The sequence below is a fragment of the Rhizobium sp. YJ-22 genome (assembly GCF_029601685.1).
Classification (GTDB): domain Bacteria; phylum Pseudomonadota; class Alphaproteobacteria; order Rhizobiales; family Rhizobiaceae; genus Metarhizobium.
In genome coordinates this window covers 96,252-113,008 of sequence record NZ_JARRIR010000003.1, presented here as the reverse complement: position 1 = coordinate 113,008, position 16,757 = coordinate 96,252, and the positions used below count along the sequence as shown (strand labels likewise).

The 16,757-nt window shown below is 64.9% G+C and carries 13 protein-coding genes; 9 read left to right on the top strand and 4 right to left on the bottom strand.

What is annotated here, in order from left to right; genetic code table 11:
* Positions 1 to 42: 42 nt before the first annotated feature.
* Positions 43 to 1,542, top strand: a complete 1,500-nt coding sequence (locus tag P7F60_RS08540) for a DegQ family serine endoprotease (RefSeq protein WP_277917307.1) — start codon at positions 43 to 45, stop codon at positions 1,540 to 1,542.
* Positions 1,543 to 1,602: 60 nt separating this feature from the next.
* Here P7F60_RS08540 and P7F60_RS08535 read toward each other — a convergent pair whose 3' ends face one another.
* The 4 genes from P7F60_RS08535 to P7F60_RS08520 form a co-directional block, all read right to left on the bottom strand.
* A complete protein-coding gene (locus tag P7F60_RS08535) occupies positions 1,603 to 3,318 on the bottom strand; it encodes a biotin carboxylase N-terminal domain-containing protein (protein WP_277917306.1) in 1,716 nt (571 codons plus the stop codon).
* Positions 3,315 to 4,910: a 5-oxoprolinase/urea amidolyase family protein gene (locus P7F60_RS08530; protein WP_277917305.1), complete on the bottom strand. Its 1,596-nt coding sequence runs from the start codon at positions 4,908 to 4,910 to the stop codon at positions 3,315 to 3,317. Before P7F60_RS08530 ends, P7F60_RS08535 begins: the two co-directional genes overlap by 4 nt.
* Positions 4,911 to 4,915: 5 nt before the next feature.
* Positions 4,916 to 5,680 (bottom strand): 5-oxoprolinase subunit PxpA, encoded by a 765-nt coding sequence (locus P7F60_RS08525; RefSeq protein ID WP_277917304.1) that lies wholly within the window; start codon positions 5,678 to 5,680, stop codon positions 4,916 to 4,918.
* A 108-nt stretch (positions 5,681 to 5,788) separates the two neighbouring features.
* Positions 5,789 to 8,704, bottom strand: a complete 2,916-nt coding sequence (locus tag P7F60_RS08520; RefSeq protein ID WP_277917303.1) for a DUF1217 domain-containing protein — start codon at positions 8,702 to 8,704, stop codon at positions 5,789 to 5,791.
* A 132-nt stretch (positions 8,705 to 8,836) separates the two neighbouring features.
* Between P7F60_RS08520 and P7F60_RS08515 the strand changes: the two genes are divergently transcribed.
* From P7F60_RS08515 to P7F60_RS08480, 8 genes are all read left to right on the top strand, one after another.
* A complete protein-coding gene (locus P7F60_RS08515; protein WP_277917302.1) occupies positions 8,837 to 9,271 on the top strand; it encodes a GNAT family N-acetyltransferase in 435 nt (144 codons plus the stop codon).
* A 384-nt stretch (positions 9,272 to 9,655) separates the two neighbouring features.
* On the top strand, positions 9,656 to 11,188 hold the full coding sequence (locus tag P7F60_RS08510; RefSeq protein ID WP_277917301.1) for an ABC transporter substrate-binding protein: 1,533 nt from the start codon (positions 9,656 to 9,658) through the stop codon (positions 11,186 to 11,188).
* Positions 11,189 to 11,396: 208 nt separating this feature from the next.
* Positions 11,397 to 12,404: an ABC transporter permease gene (locus tag P7F60_RS08505; protein ID WP_277917300.1), complete on the top strand. Its 1,008-nt coding sequence runs from the start codon at positions 11,397 to 11,399 to the stop codon at positions 12,402 to 12,404.
* Positions 12,397 to 13,302: an ABC transporter permease gene (locus P7F60_RS08500; protein WP_277917299.1), complete on the top strand. Its 906-nt coding sequence runs from the start codon at positions 12,397 to 12,399 to the stop codon at positions 13,300 to 13,302. The genes P7F60_RS08505 and P7F60_RS08500 overlap by 8 nt, the downstream gene beginning before the upstream one ends.
* On the top strand, positions 13,299 to 14,159 hold the full coding sequence (locus P7F60_RS08495) for an ABC transporter ATP-binding protein (RefSeq protein ID WP_277917298.1): 861 nt from the start codon (positions 13,299 to 13,301) through the stop codon (positions 14,157 to 14,159). The genes P7F60_RS08500 and P7F60_RS08495 overlap by 4 nt, the downstream gene beginning before the upstream one ends.
* A gap of 10 nt (positions 14,160 to 14,169) precedes the next feature.
* On the top strand, positions 14,170 to 14,982 hold the full coding sequence (locus P7F60_RS08490; protein ID WP_277917297.1) for an ABC transporter ATP-binding protein: 813 nt from the start codon (positions 14,170 to 14,172) through the stop codon (positions 14,980 to 14,982).
* 98 nt (positions 14,983 to 15,080) lie between these two features.
* Positions 15,081 to 15,674 (top strand): VOC family protein, encoded by a 594-nt coding sequence (locus tag P7F60_RS08485; protein WP_277917296.1) that lies wholly within the window; start codon positions 15,081 to 15,083, stop codon positions 15,672 to 15,674.
* Positions 15,675 to 16,075: 401 nt separating this feature from the next.
* Positions 16,076 to 16,738 (top strand): DUF2625 family protein, encoded by a 663-nt coding sequence (locus P7F60_RS08480; protein WP_277917295.1) that lies wholly within the window; start codon positions 16,076 to 16,078, stop codon positions 16,736 to 16,738.
* Positions 16,739 to 16,757 lie beyond the last annotated feature (19 nt).

The following is a 16,757-nucleotide window of genomic DNA, read 5'->3' as shown; positions in this document are numbered from 1 at the left end:
CCCGTCATGTCCCGGTCAGCCCCGTTTCGAAAGGAAAAAACCATGTCCTCCCTGCTTCACAAGCATCGCCTTGCCGCCCTTGTCGGCGCCGCCATTCTCGCGACGCCGCTGGCGCTTTCGGCACTGCCCGGCAACCACACCACCGCTTTTGCCCAGGCGGCCGGCGGGCTTTCCGCACCCGGCGGCTCCTATGCCGGGATCGTCGCCGCCGACAAGCCGGCGGTCGTCACCATCACCACCACGATGAAAGCGGATCCGAATGCCGATGACGGCACGGTCTCGCCCTTCGACGAGCAGTTCCGCCAGTTCTTCGGCCAGCAGGGCATTCCCCTGCCGCCGCAGGCACAGCGCCCGCAAAACGGCGGCGAGCAGATGGCGCTCGGCTCCGGCTTCGTCATTTCGTCGGACGGCTACATCGTCACCAACAACCACGTCATCGACAATGCCAAGACGATCAAGGTGACGCTGGACGACGGCACGGAACTGTCGGCCAAGCTGATCGGCGCCGATGCCAAATCCGATCTCGCCGTCGTCAAGGTTACCGCGCCGAAGCCGCTGACCACCGTCACCTGGGGCGATTCCGACCGCCTGAGGGCCGGCGACCAGATCCTCGCCATCGGCAATCCCTTCGGCATCGGCACGACGGTGACTGCCGGCATCGTCTCGGCGCGCGGACGCGACCTTCACAGCGGGCCCTATGACGATTTCATCCAGATCGATGCGCCGATCAACCACGGCAATTCCGGCGGGCCGCTGGTCGATATCGACGGCAAGGTGGTCGGCATCAACACCGCCATCTATTCGCCGAACGGCGGCAGCGTCGGCGTCGGTTTCGCCATTCCCTCCGACCAGGCCCAGAAGATCGTCGCCAAGCTGATGAAGGACGGCTCGATCAAGCATGGCTTCATCGGCGTGCAGATCCAGCCGGTGACCGGTGACGTCGCCAATGCGGTCGGGCTTGCCAAGGCCGAAGGCGCGCTGGTCGCCAAGGTCGAGCCCGATACCCCCGCCGCCAAGGCCGGCGTGCGCGCCGGCGACGTCATCACCGGGCTTGGCGGTGCACCGGTGACAGCGCCGCGCGACCTGTCGCGCAAGGTCGCCGACCTCTCGCCGGGCGAGAAGACCAAGCTCACCGTCTGGCGCGAAGGCGAAAGCCGCGAACTCGCCATGACCATCGGCGGCAACGACACCGGCACCGAACAGGCCGCAGCCGAGCCCGGCAAGGGCGCCAAGGAAGCACAGGTCGCCACCATCGGCGTCGGCCTCGCCGACATCACCCCGGATGTGCGCGAAGCGCTGAACCTGCCGCGCGGCGAGACCGGCGCGGTCATCGAGAGCGTCTCGCCCTCAAAGCCTGCGGCCGATGCCGGGCTGCAGACCGGCGATGTCATCGTCTCGGTCAACCAGGCGCCGGTCAAATCGGCCAAGGAAGCCCGCACGGCGATCGCCGAGGCCGGCAAATCCGGCCGCAAGTCGGTGCTTCTGCTGGTCCAGCGCGGCGACGAGCAGACCTTCGTCGCCGTGCCCTTCTCGGTCGGCTGAAGCCTGGGGACGATCCAATTGCAGAAACTCTCGCGCCCGCTCCATCCGGCGGGCGCGGGTCTATTCCTCGAACCGCGCCAGCAGTGTTCCGGCCGGTACGAAATCCCCCGGCCGGGCGGTGAGCCGCAAGCGGCCGGATTTCGGCGCAAAGACCTGGGTTTCCATCTTCATCGCTTCCATCACCGCCACCAGTTCGCCCTCGACGACCTCGGCTCCGTCCTCGATGCGGATCGCCTGCAGCGTGCCGGAGACCGGGGCGACGATGCCATCGGCAAGCGCCGCCCCGGCGGGACGGGCAGGCGGCGCAGCGGCGAAGCCGGCCAGCAGCAGCGCCGGCAGGGCGAGCGCGACCCGTTTGCCGTCAAATTCCACATGGGTGCGGATCAGCGCCGGCTCGTCCGCCGGCTCCGGCCGCGCCATGGCTTCGGGCATGGCGGAAAATTCGGTCTCGATCCAGCGCGTATGCACGCCGAATTCTTCCGCGCCGATGAAATCCTGCGCCTCCAGCACAGCGCGGTGGAAGGGCAACACGGTCGCCACACCTTCGACGACGAACTCCTTCAAGGCGCGCCGGGCGCGAGAAATCGCCTGGGCGCGGGTGGCGCCGGTGACGACCAGCTTGGCCAGCAGGGAATCGTAAGCCGCGGGAACGGTGGAACCTTCCGCAACCCCGCTGTCCAGCCGGATGCCGGGACCGGCGGGCGGATCGAAGCGCGTGACGCGCCCCGGCGTCGGCAGGAAACCGCGGCCGGGATCCTCGGCATTGATGCGAAACTCGATTGCATGGCCGCGCGGCGGCGGCGCCTCGTCGAAGGCGAGCGGCAGACCCTCGGCGATGCGCAATTGCTCGATCACCAGATCGATGCCCGTCGTCTCCTCGGTGACGGTATGCTCGACTTGCAGGCGCGTATTGACCTCCAGGAAGGAGATGGCGCCATCGCCGCCCAGCAGGAATTCCACCGTGCCCGCGCCGCAGTAACCGGCCTCGGCGCAGATCGCCTTCGCCGCCGCGTGGATGCGCGCGCGCTGCGCCTCCGACAGGAAAGGGGCCGGCGCTTCCTCGACGAGTTTCTGGTTTCGGCGCTGCAGCGAGCAATCGCGGGTGCCGAGAACGACCACCTTGCTATGGCTGTCGGCCAGCACCTGCGCCTCGATATGACGCGGACGGTCGAGGAAACGTTCGAGAAAACAGGTGCCTTCGCCGAAGGCGGCGGTCGCCTCGCGCACGGCGGAGGCATAGAGATCGGGGATTTCGTCGAGCGTGCGCGCCACCTTGAGGCCGCGCCCGCCGCCGCCATGCGCCGCCTTGATGGCCACCGGCAGGCCATGGGCCTCGGCGAAGGCGATCACCTCTTCGGCAGAGGAAACCGGTCCGTCGCTGCCGGCCACCAGCGGCGCGCCGACGCGGGCGGCGATGCGCCGCGCCTCGACCTTGTCGCCCAGCGCCTCGATCACATCGGGGCCGGGGCCGATCCATGTCAGCCCGGCCGCGATGACGGCGCGGGCGAATTCCGCCCGTTCCGACAGGAAACCGTAGCCCGGATGCACGGCATCCGCGCCGGCGCGGCGGGCAATGGCGACCAGCTTTTCGATATCGAGATAGGTCTCGGCCGGACGTATGCCGTCCAGCCCATAGGCCTCGTCGGCAAGACGCACAAACGGCGCCTCCGCATCCGGATCGGCATAGACGGCAACGGAAGCAAGCCCGTAATCGCGGCAGGCGCGAATAATGCGCACGGCGATTTCGCCGCGATTGGCGATCAGCACTTTTTTCATGGGGGCACTCCGATGGCGATCTCGGCGAAGGGGCCGACCGGGCGGAAGCGGACGGCAGCCCCCACGGGGAGTTGCCCGGCGAGATCGAGGTGGTATTCGGCGACCGTGGCGACGACCGGATAGCCGCCGGTCAGCGGATGATCGGCAAGGAACAGCACCGGCTGGCCGTCATGCGGCACCTGGATGGCGCCGGTGGCCGTGCCTTCGCTGGCAAGCTCCGCCCTGTCCTTGCGTTCGATGGATCTCTCGCCGGCCAGCCGAATGCCGACGCGGCTCGATTGCGGCGTCACCCGCCAATCCTGTCCGCTCAGCGCCGCAAGGCCTGCCGGGGTGAACCAGTCGGCGCGCGGGCCGAGCACGATATCGAGCGTCACGACATCGCCGGGCGTCGGCAGCGCAAAGGCGGGCGCTTCGTGAAGCGCGACACTATCCAACGGCAGCGTCTCCGAACGCAGCGCCAGAGCGACGCCGGCCGCCACCGGATCCGGGCCGATCTTCGCCAGCGTATCGGTGGCCGCGCTACCCAGCACCGGCGCCACCTCGTAACCGTTGCGCACGGCGAGATAGGCGCGCATTCCCGCATCCGGCGGCCCGACCGTCACGACATCGCCCGGTTCCAGCGGCACGGGCCGCCAACTGTCGAACACGCGCGCGCGGCCGGCGGCGTCGCGGATCGTCACCGGGCAAGTCGCCCCGGCAAGGCCGATGACGGCGCGGGCGGTGGTTTCGAAGCAAAAGCCGCCTCCCGTCAATTCGAGGCAGGGCGTGTCGGCGGGATTGCCGACGATGCGGTTGGCGGCGAAAAACGCGCTGCGGTCCAGCGCCCCGGATGCGGACACCCCCTGGCCGCTGCGCCCGGAGCGCCCGGCATCCTGGAACAGCGCCGGTATCGGCGCGGCGCGGATTTTGAACTGCGGCGCATCCGCCGCAACAGAAGGTTTCGCCGGCGCGGGCGTTGCGGCTGGAACGGTCACCTGTGCCTTATCCATGTCGATGAAGCGCACGCGAAATCCGGGCTGCAGCAGCGCGCCTGGCTCGCGAAAAATGTCCCACATCCGCAACGGCGTCGTGCCGATGATCTGCCAGCCGCCAGGGCTTTCGCTGGGATAGACACCGCTGAACGACCCGGCCAGCGCCACGGAGCCAGCGGGAATGCGGGTGCGCGGGCTTTGCCGGCGCGGCACATGCAAGGCCGGATCGCCGCCGACGAGATAGCCGAAACCGGGCGCGAAGCCGCAGAAGGCGACGGTGAACAGGCTTTCGCTGTGACGGCGCATCACCTCGGCAATGCTCAGACCGGTGAGTTCGGCGACCTCCGCGAGATCCGGCCCGTCATAACGCACCGGAATTTCCACCGTTCGCTGACAGGCCGCCGGCCGGGCCGAAAGATCGCGGGCGGCGATGCGAGCGGCGAGCGTTTCGGCCGATATCCGCTCCGGCCGGAAGCGGATCATCAGCGTGCGCGCCGCCGGTATGGTCTCGACGATGCCGTCGAGCGGCGCGGCCTGAAGCGAGGCGAACAGCGCCAGCGTCTCGTCGAGCCCGGCAAGCTCGACCAGCACTGTCGAAAAATTGACGGGCAGGACGCGCATCGGCGTCATTCGGGCCGGAAGGAGCGGATGGCAATTCCTTCCGCCTCGAAGCGGCGGCGGATCTCACGGGCGATGGCGACGGCGTCGGGGCTGTCGCCATGCACGCAGATCGATTGCGCCTCGACGGGGATGAGGCTGCCATCGACCGCTTCCAGCGTACCGTGGCGGGCAAGGCCGGCCATGCGCGTGGCGATCTTCCCGGCATCGTGCAGCACCGCCCCCGGCTCGCGGCGGGAGACGAGATCGCCCGACGGCGCATAGGCGCGGTCGGCGAAGGCCTCGGCCACGGCGCAAAGCCCGGCCCGGCGGGCAAGATCGAGGATCGGCGCATTGGCGAGGCCCATCAGGACGAGCGTGGGATCGACGGCCCGGATCGCCTCGATCACCGCTCCGCCCTGCCTGGCGTCACGGGCGATGCGGTTATAGAGCGCGCCATGCGGCTTGACGTAACGCACGGCTGTGCCGGCGGCCGTCGCCATGCCCTTCAGCGCCCCGATCTGGTAGATGACGTCGGCGATCAGTTCCTCAGGCGTCACGTCGAGATCGCGGCGGCCGAAGCCGACCCGGTCCGGGTAGGAGACATGGGCGCCGATGGCGACACCGCGCTGCGCCGCCGCTTTCACCGTGCGAAAGATGCCGGCGGGATCGCCGGCATGGAAACCGCAGGCGATATTGGCGCTGGAGACGATATCCAGCATCGCCGTGTCATCCCCCATGCGCCAGGCGCCGAAACTCTCGCCGAGATCGCTGTTGAGGTCGATGGCCGCCATGTCGCTCTCCCCGTCTTCACCGATATGCTAGCGATATAGCATGGTCGGCAGGGTCCGGGAGGGCGCATGCCGGAATTTTTATGTGTGCGAGAAGCGGCGCTGCGCCCCTCACCGCCGCCCGCGCAATTGCGCGATCGCCATCAGCGTGTCGGCGGTAATGGTGGCGCCGGCGCCGCTGAGCAGGGTGGCCGCAAGCGAGCCTGTGCTGTTGTTCTTCAGGTCGTACATGACCGTGAAGCGACGCAGCATCGCCGCCAGCTTGTCAGGATTCTTCAGCTCACTGAGCTTCATGTATTTGTCCACCAGCTTGGCCTGCTGGTCGACATCCATGGCCGCCACCTCGTCCTGCAGGCTGAAGACGGTGCGGAACACTTCGGAGAGGGCGTTGTCGCTGAGGATGTCGTAGGCAGAGGTGATATCGGCCACCTTGCGCTCGAAATAGAGCGCCAGGCGCACCCCGGCATTCTCCTCCCCTTGCGTGCTCTCGATCGTCTGGCGCAGATAGAGGTTGGTCGTTTCCAGAATACCGCCGGCGGTCTGGATCACCTCGCTCGAGGTGCGGATGACATTGCCTTTCCTGTCGAAATTGTAGGAGGCGGCAATTTCGGCGAAGCGATAATCCTTCTCGGTATTGGCGAAACTCTTGGGATCGCCGAGGTCGGATTCGAAGATCTTGCGGATATAGTCGTTGGTCACCTTCTTGGGATCGATGCCGCGCGCCACCAGGGCGACGTCGATCAGGCGGCGGTCGGCGAGCAACTCCTTGCGGGTGGAAATCTTGCCGAGCTTGTCGGTGTAATGTTCGGCTTCCTTCTCCGCCGCCGCCTTCGCCGTCTTCTTCTCGGTGCCGGAGAGAAAGCGGATCTTCTGGATGATGTAATCCTTGGCGGTGTTCTTCATCCTTTCTTCCGATTGCGCCATGCGTGCCCAGGTCAGCTTGCCGTCCTTGTCGAAATTGAACAGTTTGGCGAATTGCAGGTAGCGGTCGTCCTTGAGCGTGTAGACGAAGCTTTTGGGATCCTGGAGGTCGCTTTTGAGGACGTTCTTCATGATCCGTTTGGAGACTTCGTTCACATCGAGCCCGACCGCCTTCATGGCGAATTCGTAGACGGCGGCGTTGTTGACCAGATGGTCGACATTGGCGATCTTGCCCGCCGTGGTGTTGAATGCCCCCAATGCCTTTTTCAGGCCGGTGATCGCCCGCTCGTCGGCGGCTTCGACGACGTCGTTGTAGCCGGAGAAATAACCGTTCGACAACGACAGCAGCTTGTCGGCGTCGACGGGATATTTGCCGGCCGGCAGCGTGCCGTCGCTGTTGAAATTGAAGGCGCGCGATAGCGCAATCAGGTTGTTGTAGTAGGGGCGGCCGGAATAGTTTTTGCGGATAAAGTTGTCAGGATCCTCCAGATCCGCTTCGGAAGCCGGCGTCGTCAGGGCGTTTTCCAGTGTCGAGGTGACGATGGCGCCATAGGTGGAGAGCCCGAAGGCCGCCTTGAGGTAGGAGACGATGCGCGAATCCTCCAGCATCTGGCTGGCGCTGGTGAAGCTGTTGACCGTCTCGCGAAAATACTGGTCGTTGAGCAGCGCGCCGGCGCGCGTCAGCCGCTCCTGCTTGGAGACGTAATTGCCAGTGGCGATCTTGCGGTTCGCATCCGTCTGGGCACCGCCGGCCGGCACGGAGCCATCGGCGCCGAAGTCATAGGCGCTGGCGAGTTTCTCATAGCCGGCCGCGACGATCAGATAGTTCGCCGCGCGATTTTTCTGCTCGGTCAGCTTGGCGCTCAACGCTTGCGTATCGGCGCCGGGCAGCGGCAGGCCGGGGATGGCATCGGCGGCGGCCTGCTGGTCGTCACGCATCTGGGCGACCTGCGGCAGGTCGACCGCTTCGAGCCCGGCCTCCAGCCCGCCGATCTCGGCTTGCAGCGCGGCGATCTGCTGGTCGATGGCGGCGGTGTCGGCGCCGGGTTCCAGACGCTGGATTTCCAGTGCGGCGACCTCGTTCTTCTTGGTGAAGATCGAGACGCGGCTGTCGTAATCGGCCTGCCAATGGTCGACATCGGCCTGGATGGCGTCGATCTGCGTCTGCAGGGCCGGGACATCGGCGCCGGGCTCGGCCTTCTGCGCTTCGAGGCCGGCGATCCGGCCCTTCAGCGCGCCGACCTTGTCGCCGACGAAAGTGGTGAAGGTTGCCTCGATCTTGCGCTGCAGCGTGTTGATCTGCGCCTGCAGCATACCGTCGTCCAGCCCGGTGCCCATCTGCCCCTGGATGCCGGCGATCTCGGCGCGCATGCCGGTGATATCCTCGATGGTGCCCTGCAGGTTCGCCACGTTCTTGAGATAGGCGTCGCGTTTGCCGATCTTGTCGAGGATCGGGGCGACATCCTCGATCGCCGCCTTGGCATCGACCACCTTCGGCAGGATCTGGGTGTTGAAGAAGGAAGCGGAATCGTTGGGATCGCTGACCAGCAGGCCGCGGATCAAGGCGCGGTCGTAATTGCGGCCGTCGATATCGTAGGCCTTGAACATGTAGTCGCGCAGGCGCGGATTGGCGAGGAACTCGTCGACGCTCTTCACGCGCGTCAGCATGGCGTCGTAATAGCTGGTCTCGGCGGTGACGGCGCGGTCGTTCTGCTCGATCCGGTCGGTGTAGAGGTCGATCATTTCCTCGGTCTGGTGCTCGGTCTGCGGCATCTTCGTGCCGGTGCCGAACTGGTAGGCGGAGGCAAAATCGCGGTAGCGGCTGTCGGTCAGCTTGTTGGCGAAGCTGTTGGTGTCGCCGAGATCGCTTTCCAGCACCTTCTTCATGAACGCCTTGGCATAGGCCATGTCTTCCAGGCCATAAGCGCGCATCGCATAGGTATAGAGGCGATGGTCTTTCAGGAATTCATCGACGGAGCGAACCTTGCCGATATTGGCCTTGTAATATTCGCCGTCGCGCTTCACCATGGCGTCGTTGGCCGTGCGCGCCATGCTTGCCTTCATGTCGCGCACGACGAGATTGTAGCTCAAATAGGTCGAAACCATCGCACCACCCCTGGTTCGCATTCATGCCGACGCGTAAGGGACCTGGGTTGTGCAAAACTGACTTCAGGTTGTTTTACCGTAAATCGAAGCTCCAGCGTGCAGGGGTTCCCGGTCGCGACCGGCGGGAAGGTCATGTTCAAGCCACCGATCATCGAAATCATCGCGGACAATCCGGCTCCGGATATAAAGGAGGTCATTGATGCCGCCCTTACCGCCTATAATGCCGAGATGCGCGCCTTCGCGCCGGAACCGTCGGATTTCGCCATTGCGTTGCGCGATCCGGAGAACGGCGAAGTCGTCGGCGGGTTATATGCCGTCGATGGCTATGGCTGGGCCTTGATCCTCCTGTTGGTGGTGCCGGCCCGCTATCGCGGCCTGGGGCTCGGCACGCGGCTGCTGGCGGAAGCGGAAACCATCGCAAGGGCGCGTGGCTATATCGGCTTGTGGCTCGATACGTTCGAATTCCAGGCACGGCCGTTTTATGAAAAACAGGGTTTCGCCCTGTTCGGGGAACTGGAAGGCGGCAACGGCGCGACGCCGCGTTATTTCCTGAAGAAGAAATTCTAGGCCCCGTGGCTGACCGGGCGAAAGAGGCACCGTGGCCCATGATTTTCTGCAGGGGCGCACGCTTCGACCGCATCCCGAATTGCCTCGCCCTGCGTGATCATCATCCGCTATAAAATAATTGCAAAATCATATTTAATGTCGAAAAGGTCGCCGAAGCACACTGAACACGGCGCCAGAATTGGCCGCTATTGCTAAAATACCGGCCTCATCCGGCATTTTCGCCGCTTGGGGGAATTTCTATGCATCGGCATATAGAAGCAAGAAAAGCGCTTGCAAGCGGAGCGGGCTTATTTTAGGATTAAAGCATTCCGATCCATAAAAATTACCCGACCAGTCGTCCGGGACGACGTGCTGGCGGGAACCGAGGGAACGACGGAGTCCATCATGATGTTTTCCAGACGCCAGGCGCTGGGCCTGGGTGCTGCCGCCTTTTTGACCGGGGTATTTTCCGGCCGTAACCTCGTCTCGGCCGCCGAGGCCGGAACGCTGACCATCGCCTACAATGTCAACCTGCCCTCCTTCGACCCGACGGTCGGTCCCTCGGCGGTCAATCCGACCATCCAGGCGATCTATCGCTCGATCTTCGATCAGTATGTCGGCCAGGGCCCCGACCTGTCCTTCCAGCCGGGCCTGCTCACCGACTGGGGTTGGAACGAGGACAAGACCAAGCTGTGGATGGATGTGCGCGAGGGCGTGACCTGGCATGACGGCTCGCCGTTCACCCCGGAGGACGTGGTCTGGTCGCTGACCCGCGCCGCCGACGAAAAGACCGGCAATCCCGCGCAATTCGTCTGGTCGACCGCCGGCAATTACAAGATCGATGGCAAGCGCATCACCGGCGACGTACTGCGCTTCGAACCGACCTTCTTCAAATGGGCCGCCTTCCTCACCGGCTATGTCATGCCGAAGGGCTATTACGAAAAGGTCGGTGCGGAAGGTTTCGAGAAGAAGCCGATCGGCACCGGGCCCTATATGGTCGATGCCTATGAAGGCAACGCCTTCCTGCGGCTCAAGGCCAATCCGAATTATTACGGCGGCAAGCCGGCCTTCGACACCGTGGTCTTCAAGTTCGTGCCGGACGGCACCAGCCGCGTCGCCGAACTCGAATCCGGTTCGTCCGACATCACCCTGGAAATTCCCTACGACGAATTCGACCGCCTGAAGGGCACGGCGGGCTTTGCCGGTGTCGCGACGCCGATCTCCGATATCGGCATGCTGTTCATCAACAATATCGAAGTGATGCTCGACAAGAACGTGCGCCTCGCCGCCCATCACGCCATCGACAAGGACGCGATCGTCAAGCGCCTGTTGCGCGGCTACGGCGTGCCGATCGACACGCTGGAAACGCCGGAATATCTGGCCTACGATCCGTCGATCAAGGTCGGCTACGACCCGGAAAAGGCGAAATCGCTGCTCGCCGCCTCCGGCTATTCCCCGGACAAGCCGGCGAAATTCAAGATCCAGACGACGCGCGGCCTGAAGCCCAAGGACTATGAAATGGTCCAGGCCATCGTCGGCATGTGGCGCAAGGTCGGCATCGACGCCGAGATCGAGGTCTACGAGATCGCCAAGCACTACGAGTTGCGCGCCGCCGATCAACTGGCGCCCGCCGCCTTCTACAACTGGGGCAACGCCATCGGCGACCCGACGACCTCGACCGGCTTCGCCATGTTCGGCCCCTCGCCGCATTCGGTCTGGAATACCGACGACCTCGACAATATGATCATCCCGCTCTGGGGCGAAAAGGACGAGGACAAGCGCATCGCCGGCTGGAAGGCGGTCAGCAAGTATATCGCCGAGCAGGGATATGTCATTCCGCTGCTGCAATATGCCCAGCCGATCCTCTACAAGTCGACGCTGAAGGTGACGCCGAATGTTTCCGGCGCACTGCAGCCGACGCTGGTTTCGCCGGGCTGATCGCAGGATCGCGGCGCAACCGTCGCCACATTTCCCTTCTCCCCTCGGGGGAGAAGGGGTTTTGAGGCAACCGCTTCGCTCCAAATCGATCGTCCTGCGCAGACAGGGCAACGATCCAGAACTTTTCCGGGCAACCCCTTGCCCGCTTGCCAGCCTAAATCCCCGCCGCTAGGCTTGTTGCCTGGCGCGGTCAGGGAATGATGCATTCATGATTGCCTTCTCGATCCTCAAACGACTGGCGATGGCCGCGATCACGCTGTTCGGCGTCGCGGTGATCGTGTTCGTTCTGCTGCGCGTCGTGCCGGGCGATCCCATCGCGATGATGATTTCGCCGGGCGCGAGTCCCGAAAGCATCGCGGCGCTCAGAGCGCAATACGGTCTCGACGCCAGCCTTCCCATGCAATTCCTCGTCTGGCTCAAGGCGGTCGCAACCGGCGATTTCGGCACCTCTATCTCGCTGCGGCGCGACGTGCTCGGCCTGCTCGCCGAGCGCCTGCCGGCGACGCTGGAACTGGCCTTTGCCGCGCTTGTCCTCGCCATCCTGCTCGGCGGCGCGGTGGCGGTGGCCGGCACGCTGCTCCGGCGCACGCCGGGCGAACCGGTGCTCGATACGATCAACGGCCTGTTTCTGGCGGTGCCGGATTTCGTCTGGGCCCTGGCGCTGGTGCTGCTGCTCGGGGTCGCCTTCCCGGTGTTTCCGCTGTCGGGGCGCATCGATCCGGTTCACCAGGTGGATTTCGCCACCCCTTTCTACTTGCTCGAAAGCCTCCTACGCCTGCGCTTCTCCACCGCTGCCGATATCGCCGCGCATATGGTCATGCCGGTGCTGGCGCTCGGCCTGCCCTTGGCGGCAATCATCGCCCGCGTGCTCAAGGGGGCGCTGATGGAGGCGATGGTGCAGGACTATATCCTGCTCGCCCGCCTCAAGGGCATGTCCAGCCTGCGCCTCGTGCTGCAGGAGGCGCTGCGAAACGCGATCGGCCCGACCATTGCGCTGACCGGGGTGCAGTTCACTTTTCTGATCGGGGGCACCGTCATCGTCGAGCGCATCTTCGCCTATCCCGGCATCGGCAACATGGCGATCGATGCGGTCATCAATCGCGATCTGCCGCTGATCCAGGGTCTCGTGCTCGCCTTTGGCGCGCTGTTCATTCTCATCAACCTGCTGGTCGACATGCTGGTCGTCGCGTTCAATCCGAGGCTGCGCCATGGCTGACGTCACCGCTTCCCCGCCGCTCGCCCTGCCCGCCCCTCGCCGTTCCGCCTTCGCACGACATCTGAAGGCGATGCTGCGCGAGCCCAGGGTGGCGATCGGCGGCGGATTTATCCTGCTGCTGCTGCTTGTCGCGATCTTCGCGCCGTTCCTGGCGCCGAAGGATCCGCTGGAACAGGATCTGATGCTCGGCACGTTGCCGCCCGCCGGCTATGCCGGCGCGGAACCGGGGTACTGGCTCGGCACCGACGATCTCGGCCGCGACGTGCTCTCGCGCGTGCTCTACGGCACCCGCGTCGCGCTCACCGTCGCCTTCGTCGCGGCCGGGCTGGCGGGGCTGATCGGCACGGCACTGGGGCTGATCGCCGGCTGGTATGGCGGCTGGGCGGACCGGATCATCTCCCGCCTCGTCGATATCTGGATGGCCTTTCCGCCGGTGCTGCTGTCGATCCTGCTGGTCGCCGTGCTCGGCTCCGGCATCCATTCCGTCATCGCCGCCATCGTCATCATCGACTGGACCCGCTTCTGTCGCGTGGTGCGCGCCGAAACGCAGGCGCAGGCCAGCATGGATTATGTCGTCGCCGCCCGCACCATCGGCTTTTCGCGCCTGCATATCCTGTTGCGGGAAATCCTGCCGAATGTCGCTCCGGCGCTGATCGCGCTGGTCAGCCTCGAAATGGGCATCGCCGTCATCGTCGAGGCGATCCTCTCCTTCGTCGGCCTGTCGGTGTCGTCGGATACGCCGACTTGGGGCGGCATGATCGCCCAGGGGCGGCAGATCGTCTATCAGGGCTGGTGGGTGCTGGTCGTGCCGCTCACCGTCCTGTTCGCCACCGTGCTTGCCTTCAACCAGCTCGGCGACGGCTTGCGCCGCGCCCTCGATCCGGTGATGCGCCGATGACCGCCCCCCTGCTCTCCATCGAAAACCTCTCGGCCGTCTCCACCCGCGAAAATGGCGCGCCCATCCTGCGCGACGTCTCGCTGACACTGGAGCGCGGTGAGGTGCGTGGTCTCGTCGGCGAAAGCGGGGCGGGCAAATCCACCATCGCCAAGGCGCTGCTCGGCATCCTGCCGCGCACCGTGCAGGTGACCGGCGGCGCCATCCGCTTTGAAGGCCGCGACCTCATGACCATGCCGTCGCGCGCGCTTCGCGATCTCATCGGGACGCATATCGCGCTCATCCCGCAGGATCCGCAGACGGCGCTGAACCCCGGCCGCCGCATCGAGGCGCAATTGACCGATGCGTTGCGCCTGCGCCGCGGCCTCTCCTCGAAAGAGGCACGGGCGCGCGCGTTGAAGCTGCTGCAGGAAGTGCATATCCGCGATCCCGAGCGGGTGCTGCGCGCCTATCCGCATGAACTTTCCGGCGGCATGCGCCAGCGCGTGCTGATCGCGAGCGCCTTCGCGCTGGAACCGAAGCTGGTGGTCGCCGACGAGCCGACGACGGCGCTCGATGTCACCGTGCAAAAGCAGATCCTGCGCCTCATCCGCGACATGCAGAGGACTCACGGCACGGCGGTGATCTTCGTCACCCACGATCTCGGCGTCGTCGCGCAAATCTGCGACAGCGTCACCCTGCTCTATGCCGGCAAGGTGATCGAGGCCGGCCGCACCGCCGATGTGCTGACCGCACCGCGCCACGCTTACACGAAAGCGCTGTTGGCCGCCGGCCCGCGCTACGACCGGCCGGATAGCGGGCTGGAGCCGGTGCCGCCTTCCGTCTTCGAGGCGCTGCGCGCCGAAATCGGCCTCAGTTGAGGAGGTGGAGATGAACGAAACCCTGATCGACGCCACCGGCATCGAAGTCACCTACGGCAACGGCATCAAGGTGCTGCATGGCGTCGATGTCTCCATCTGTCGTGGCGAAACGGTCGGCATCGTCGGCGAATCCGGCTCGGGCAAGACGACGCTGGGCCGGGCGCTGTTGCGGCTGGTGGATGTCTCCGCCGGCAGCATCCGCTTCGACGGCCGCGATATCACCCGGCTGCCGGAGGGAGAGATGCGTCCGCTTCGCCGCCGCATCCAGATGATCTTTCAGGATCCGATGGCCTCGCTCAATCCGCGCCACACCATCCGCCGCATCCTCTCCGAACCGCTGAAGCTGCACGGACTGGCGAAGACGGCGGCCGAGACGGAAGCGCGGGTCGCGAAGATGCTGGAGCGCGTCTCGCTTCCTGCCGTCTGTCTCGACCGCAATCCGCACGAGCTCTCCGGCGGCCAGCGCCAGCGCGTTGGCATTGCCCGCGCCGCTTTGCTGGAGCCGGATTTCGTGCTCGCCGACGAGATCGTCTCCGGCCTCGACGTCTCGACGCAGGCGCAGGTATTGAAACTGCTGAAGGGATTATCGGCCGATCTCGGCCTCTCCATGGCCTTCATCAGCCACGATCTCTCGGTCATCCGCGCGGTCTGCGACCGCGTCTATGTCATGCGGTTCGGAAAAATCGAGGAGGAAGGCGCCTGCGCCGAAGTCTTCGCCAATCCGCGTTCCGCCTATACCCGCCTGCTGCTCGACGCCATCCCGTTGCCGGAAATCACGCCGGGCTGGCTGGATTCGAAAGCCGGCGTCGAAGACGCCGCGTAACCCAAAACGTGGTCCGCCGACAATCCATCCCACCACATCGCCGGAACTGCGGGCTTCCGGCGAACGCTCCTGCATGCCCGCCAAAAAGGGGAAATGCGATGAAACTTGCCACACTTCTGACGGCGGCCATGCTCGCCGTTCTCTCCGGCCCGGTCATGGCCGAGGGCCTGCCGGGCTTGCGCGGCCACGATCATACCGGCGTCACCGTCCCGGACATGAAACAGGCGGTGGATTTCTTCACCGGCGTGCTCGGCTGCGAAAAGGCCATGTCCTTTGGCCCATTTGCCGATGACAAGGGCACCTTCATGACCGATCTCGTCGGCGTCGACGCCAAGGCGGTCATCCACGAGATCACGCAGATCCGCTGCGGCTTCGGCTCCAATATCGAGCTGTTCCAGTATACGGCCGCAGATCAGCGCGACCTCAAGGCCAAGAATAGCGATATCGGCGCCTTCCACATCGCGCTTTATGTCGACGATGTCGCCGCCGCCAAGGCGTATCTGGTCTCCAAGGGCGTCGCCACCCGCATGGGCCCAGTGCCCATCAGCGAAGGCCCCGCCGCCGGCCAGACCATCCTCTATTTCCAGGCTCCTTGGGGCATGCAGTTCGAGGCGATCAGCTATCCCAAGGGCATGGCCTATGAAAAGGATGCCAAGACGGTGCTGTGGGATCCGAAGAACCCGGCCAAGTGACATCGCCAGCGGGCGGCGGCGCAAAAGCGTCGCCGCCGCAATCGCCTCTTCCCGAGGCCTCGCCTGCGTCACTTCATCGCCGGCTCTGTCATTGTCCGGTCGCATTGATTGCTATCCTTGCCCGTCGAACGGAATGAAGCCCGTCGTCGCTTCATCGCAATACGCAGCCGCAACGGGTGAGGTATCGGATGAAAAACAACAGACGTGCCGTCATGGCGGAGCAGATCGAACAATACCTGCGCCAGGTCGGTCGCCCCGCACAGAGACGTCAAGAACCGAACCTCTTCGCGGGATATGGAACGGGCGTTGCGGCGCATGTCGCGGCTGGAGCTGGATGCGCTTTTGCGTGCCGAGAATTTGCCCCGGCCGGCATGGCTGACGGCTTCGAGGAATGAGGCGGTATGCGCACGCTTGAGGAACTGATCGATACGGACGATCCCGGCCTGCCTTTGATCCGGGAATGGATGCAATCCCCGCAGGCAGCGGGCGCACGCCTGCTTCCACGCGACGAAGACCTGGCGAAGGCGACGCTGCTGCGCCTGCAGGTGACCACTCGGTCGCTGCTCGGGGCCGTGGTCTATGAAACCGGCGGGATCACGGTCCGGAATGGTTTCCTGCGCCTTCTCGGTTCGGGCACGGGGCGATCCCTGCTGCGAAGCAATGAGGCCATCGGCCTGCTCGCCAGCGACAATCCGAAGATTGTTCTGGTCGCCGACGACGTGCTGGGCGGATTGTTCGCCTTGAACGGCGGCGGTCTGGATGCGACCAGCATCGGCGACATCTTCTATCTCGGCGCGGATGATAGTCTCTGGACGTCCCTGGAAGTCGGGTATACGGATTTTCTCAGTTGGTGCCTGACGGGTGACTTCATGGCGGTCTACGCGCCGCTGGCGGAATTGGATGTCTTCGATCGCCAGCCCTATCCGGAATTGGATGCCGTCTATTCCTTCTATCCGTTTTTATGGAGCGCGGAGGCGCGCAGGGCGCCGCCGAGTTCGCGGCTTGTGCCGGCGAACGAGCATGCGGCGATGCGCCTCGAACTGGTGGGCTTCGCAACGGACTGAAACGAGCAAACCTTCGGCT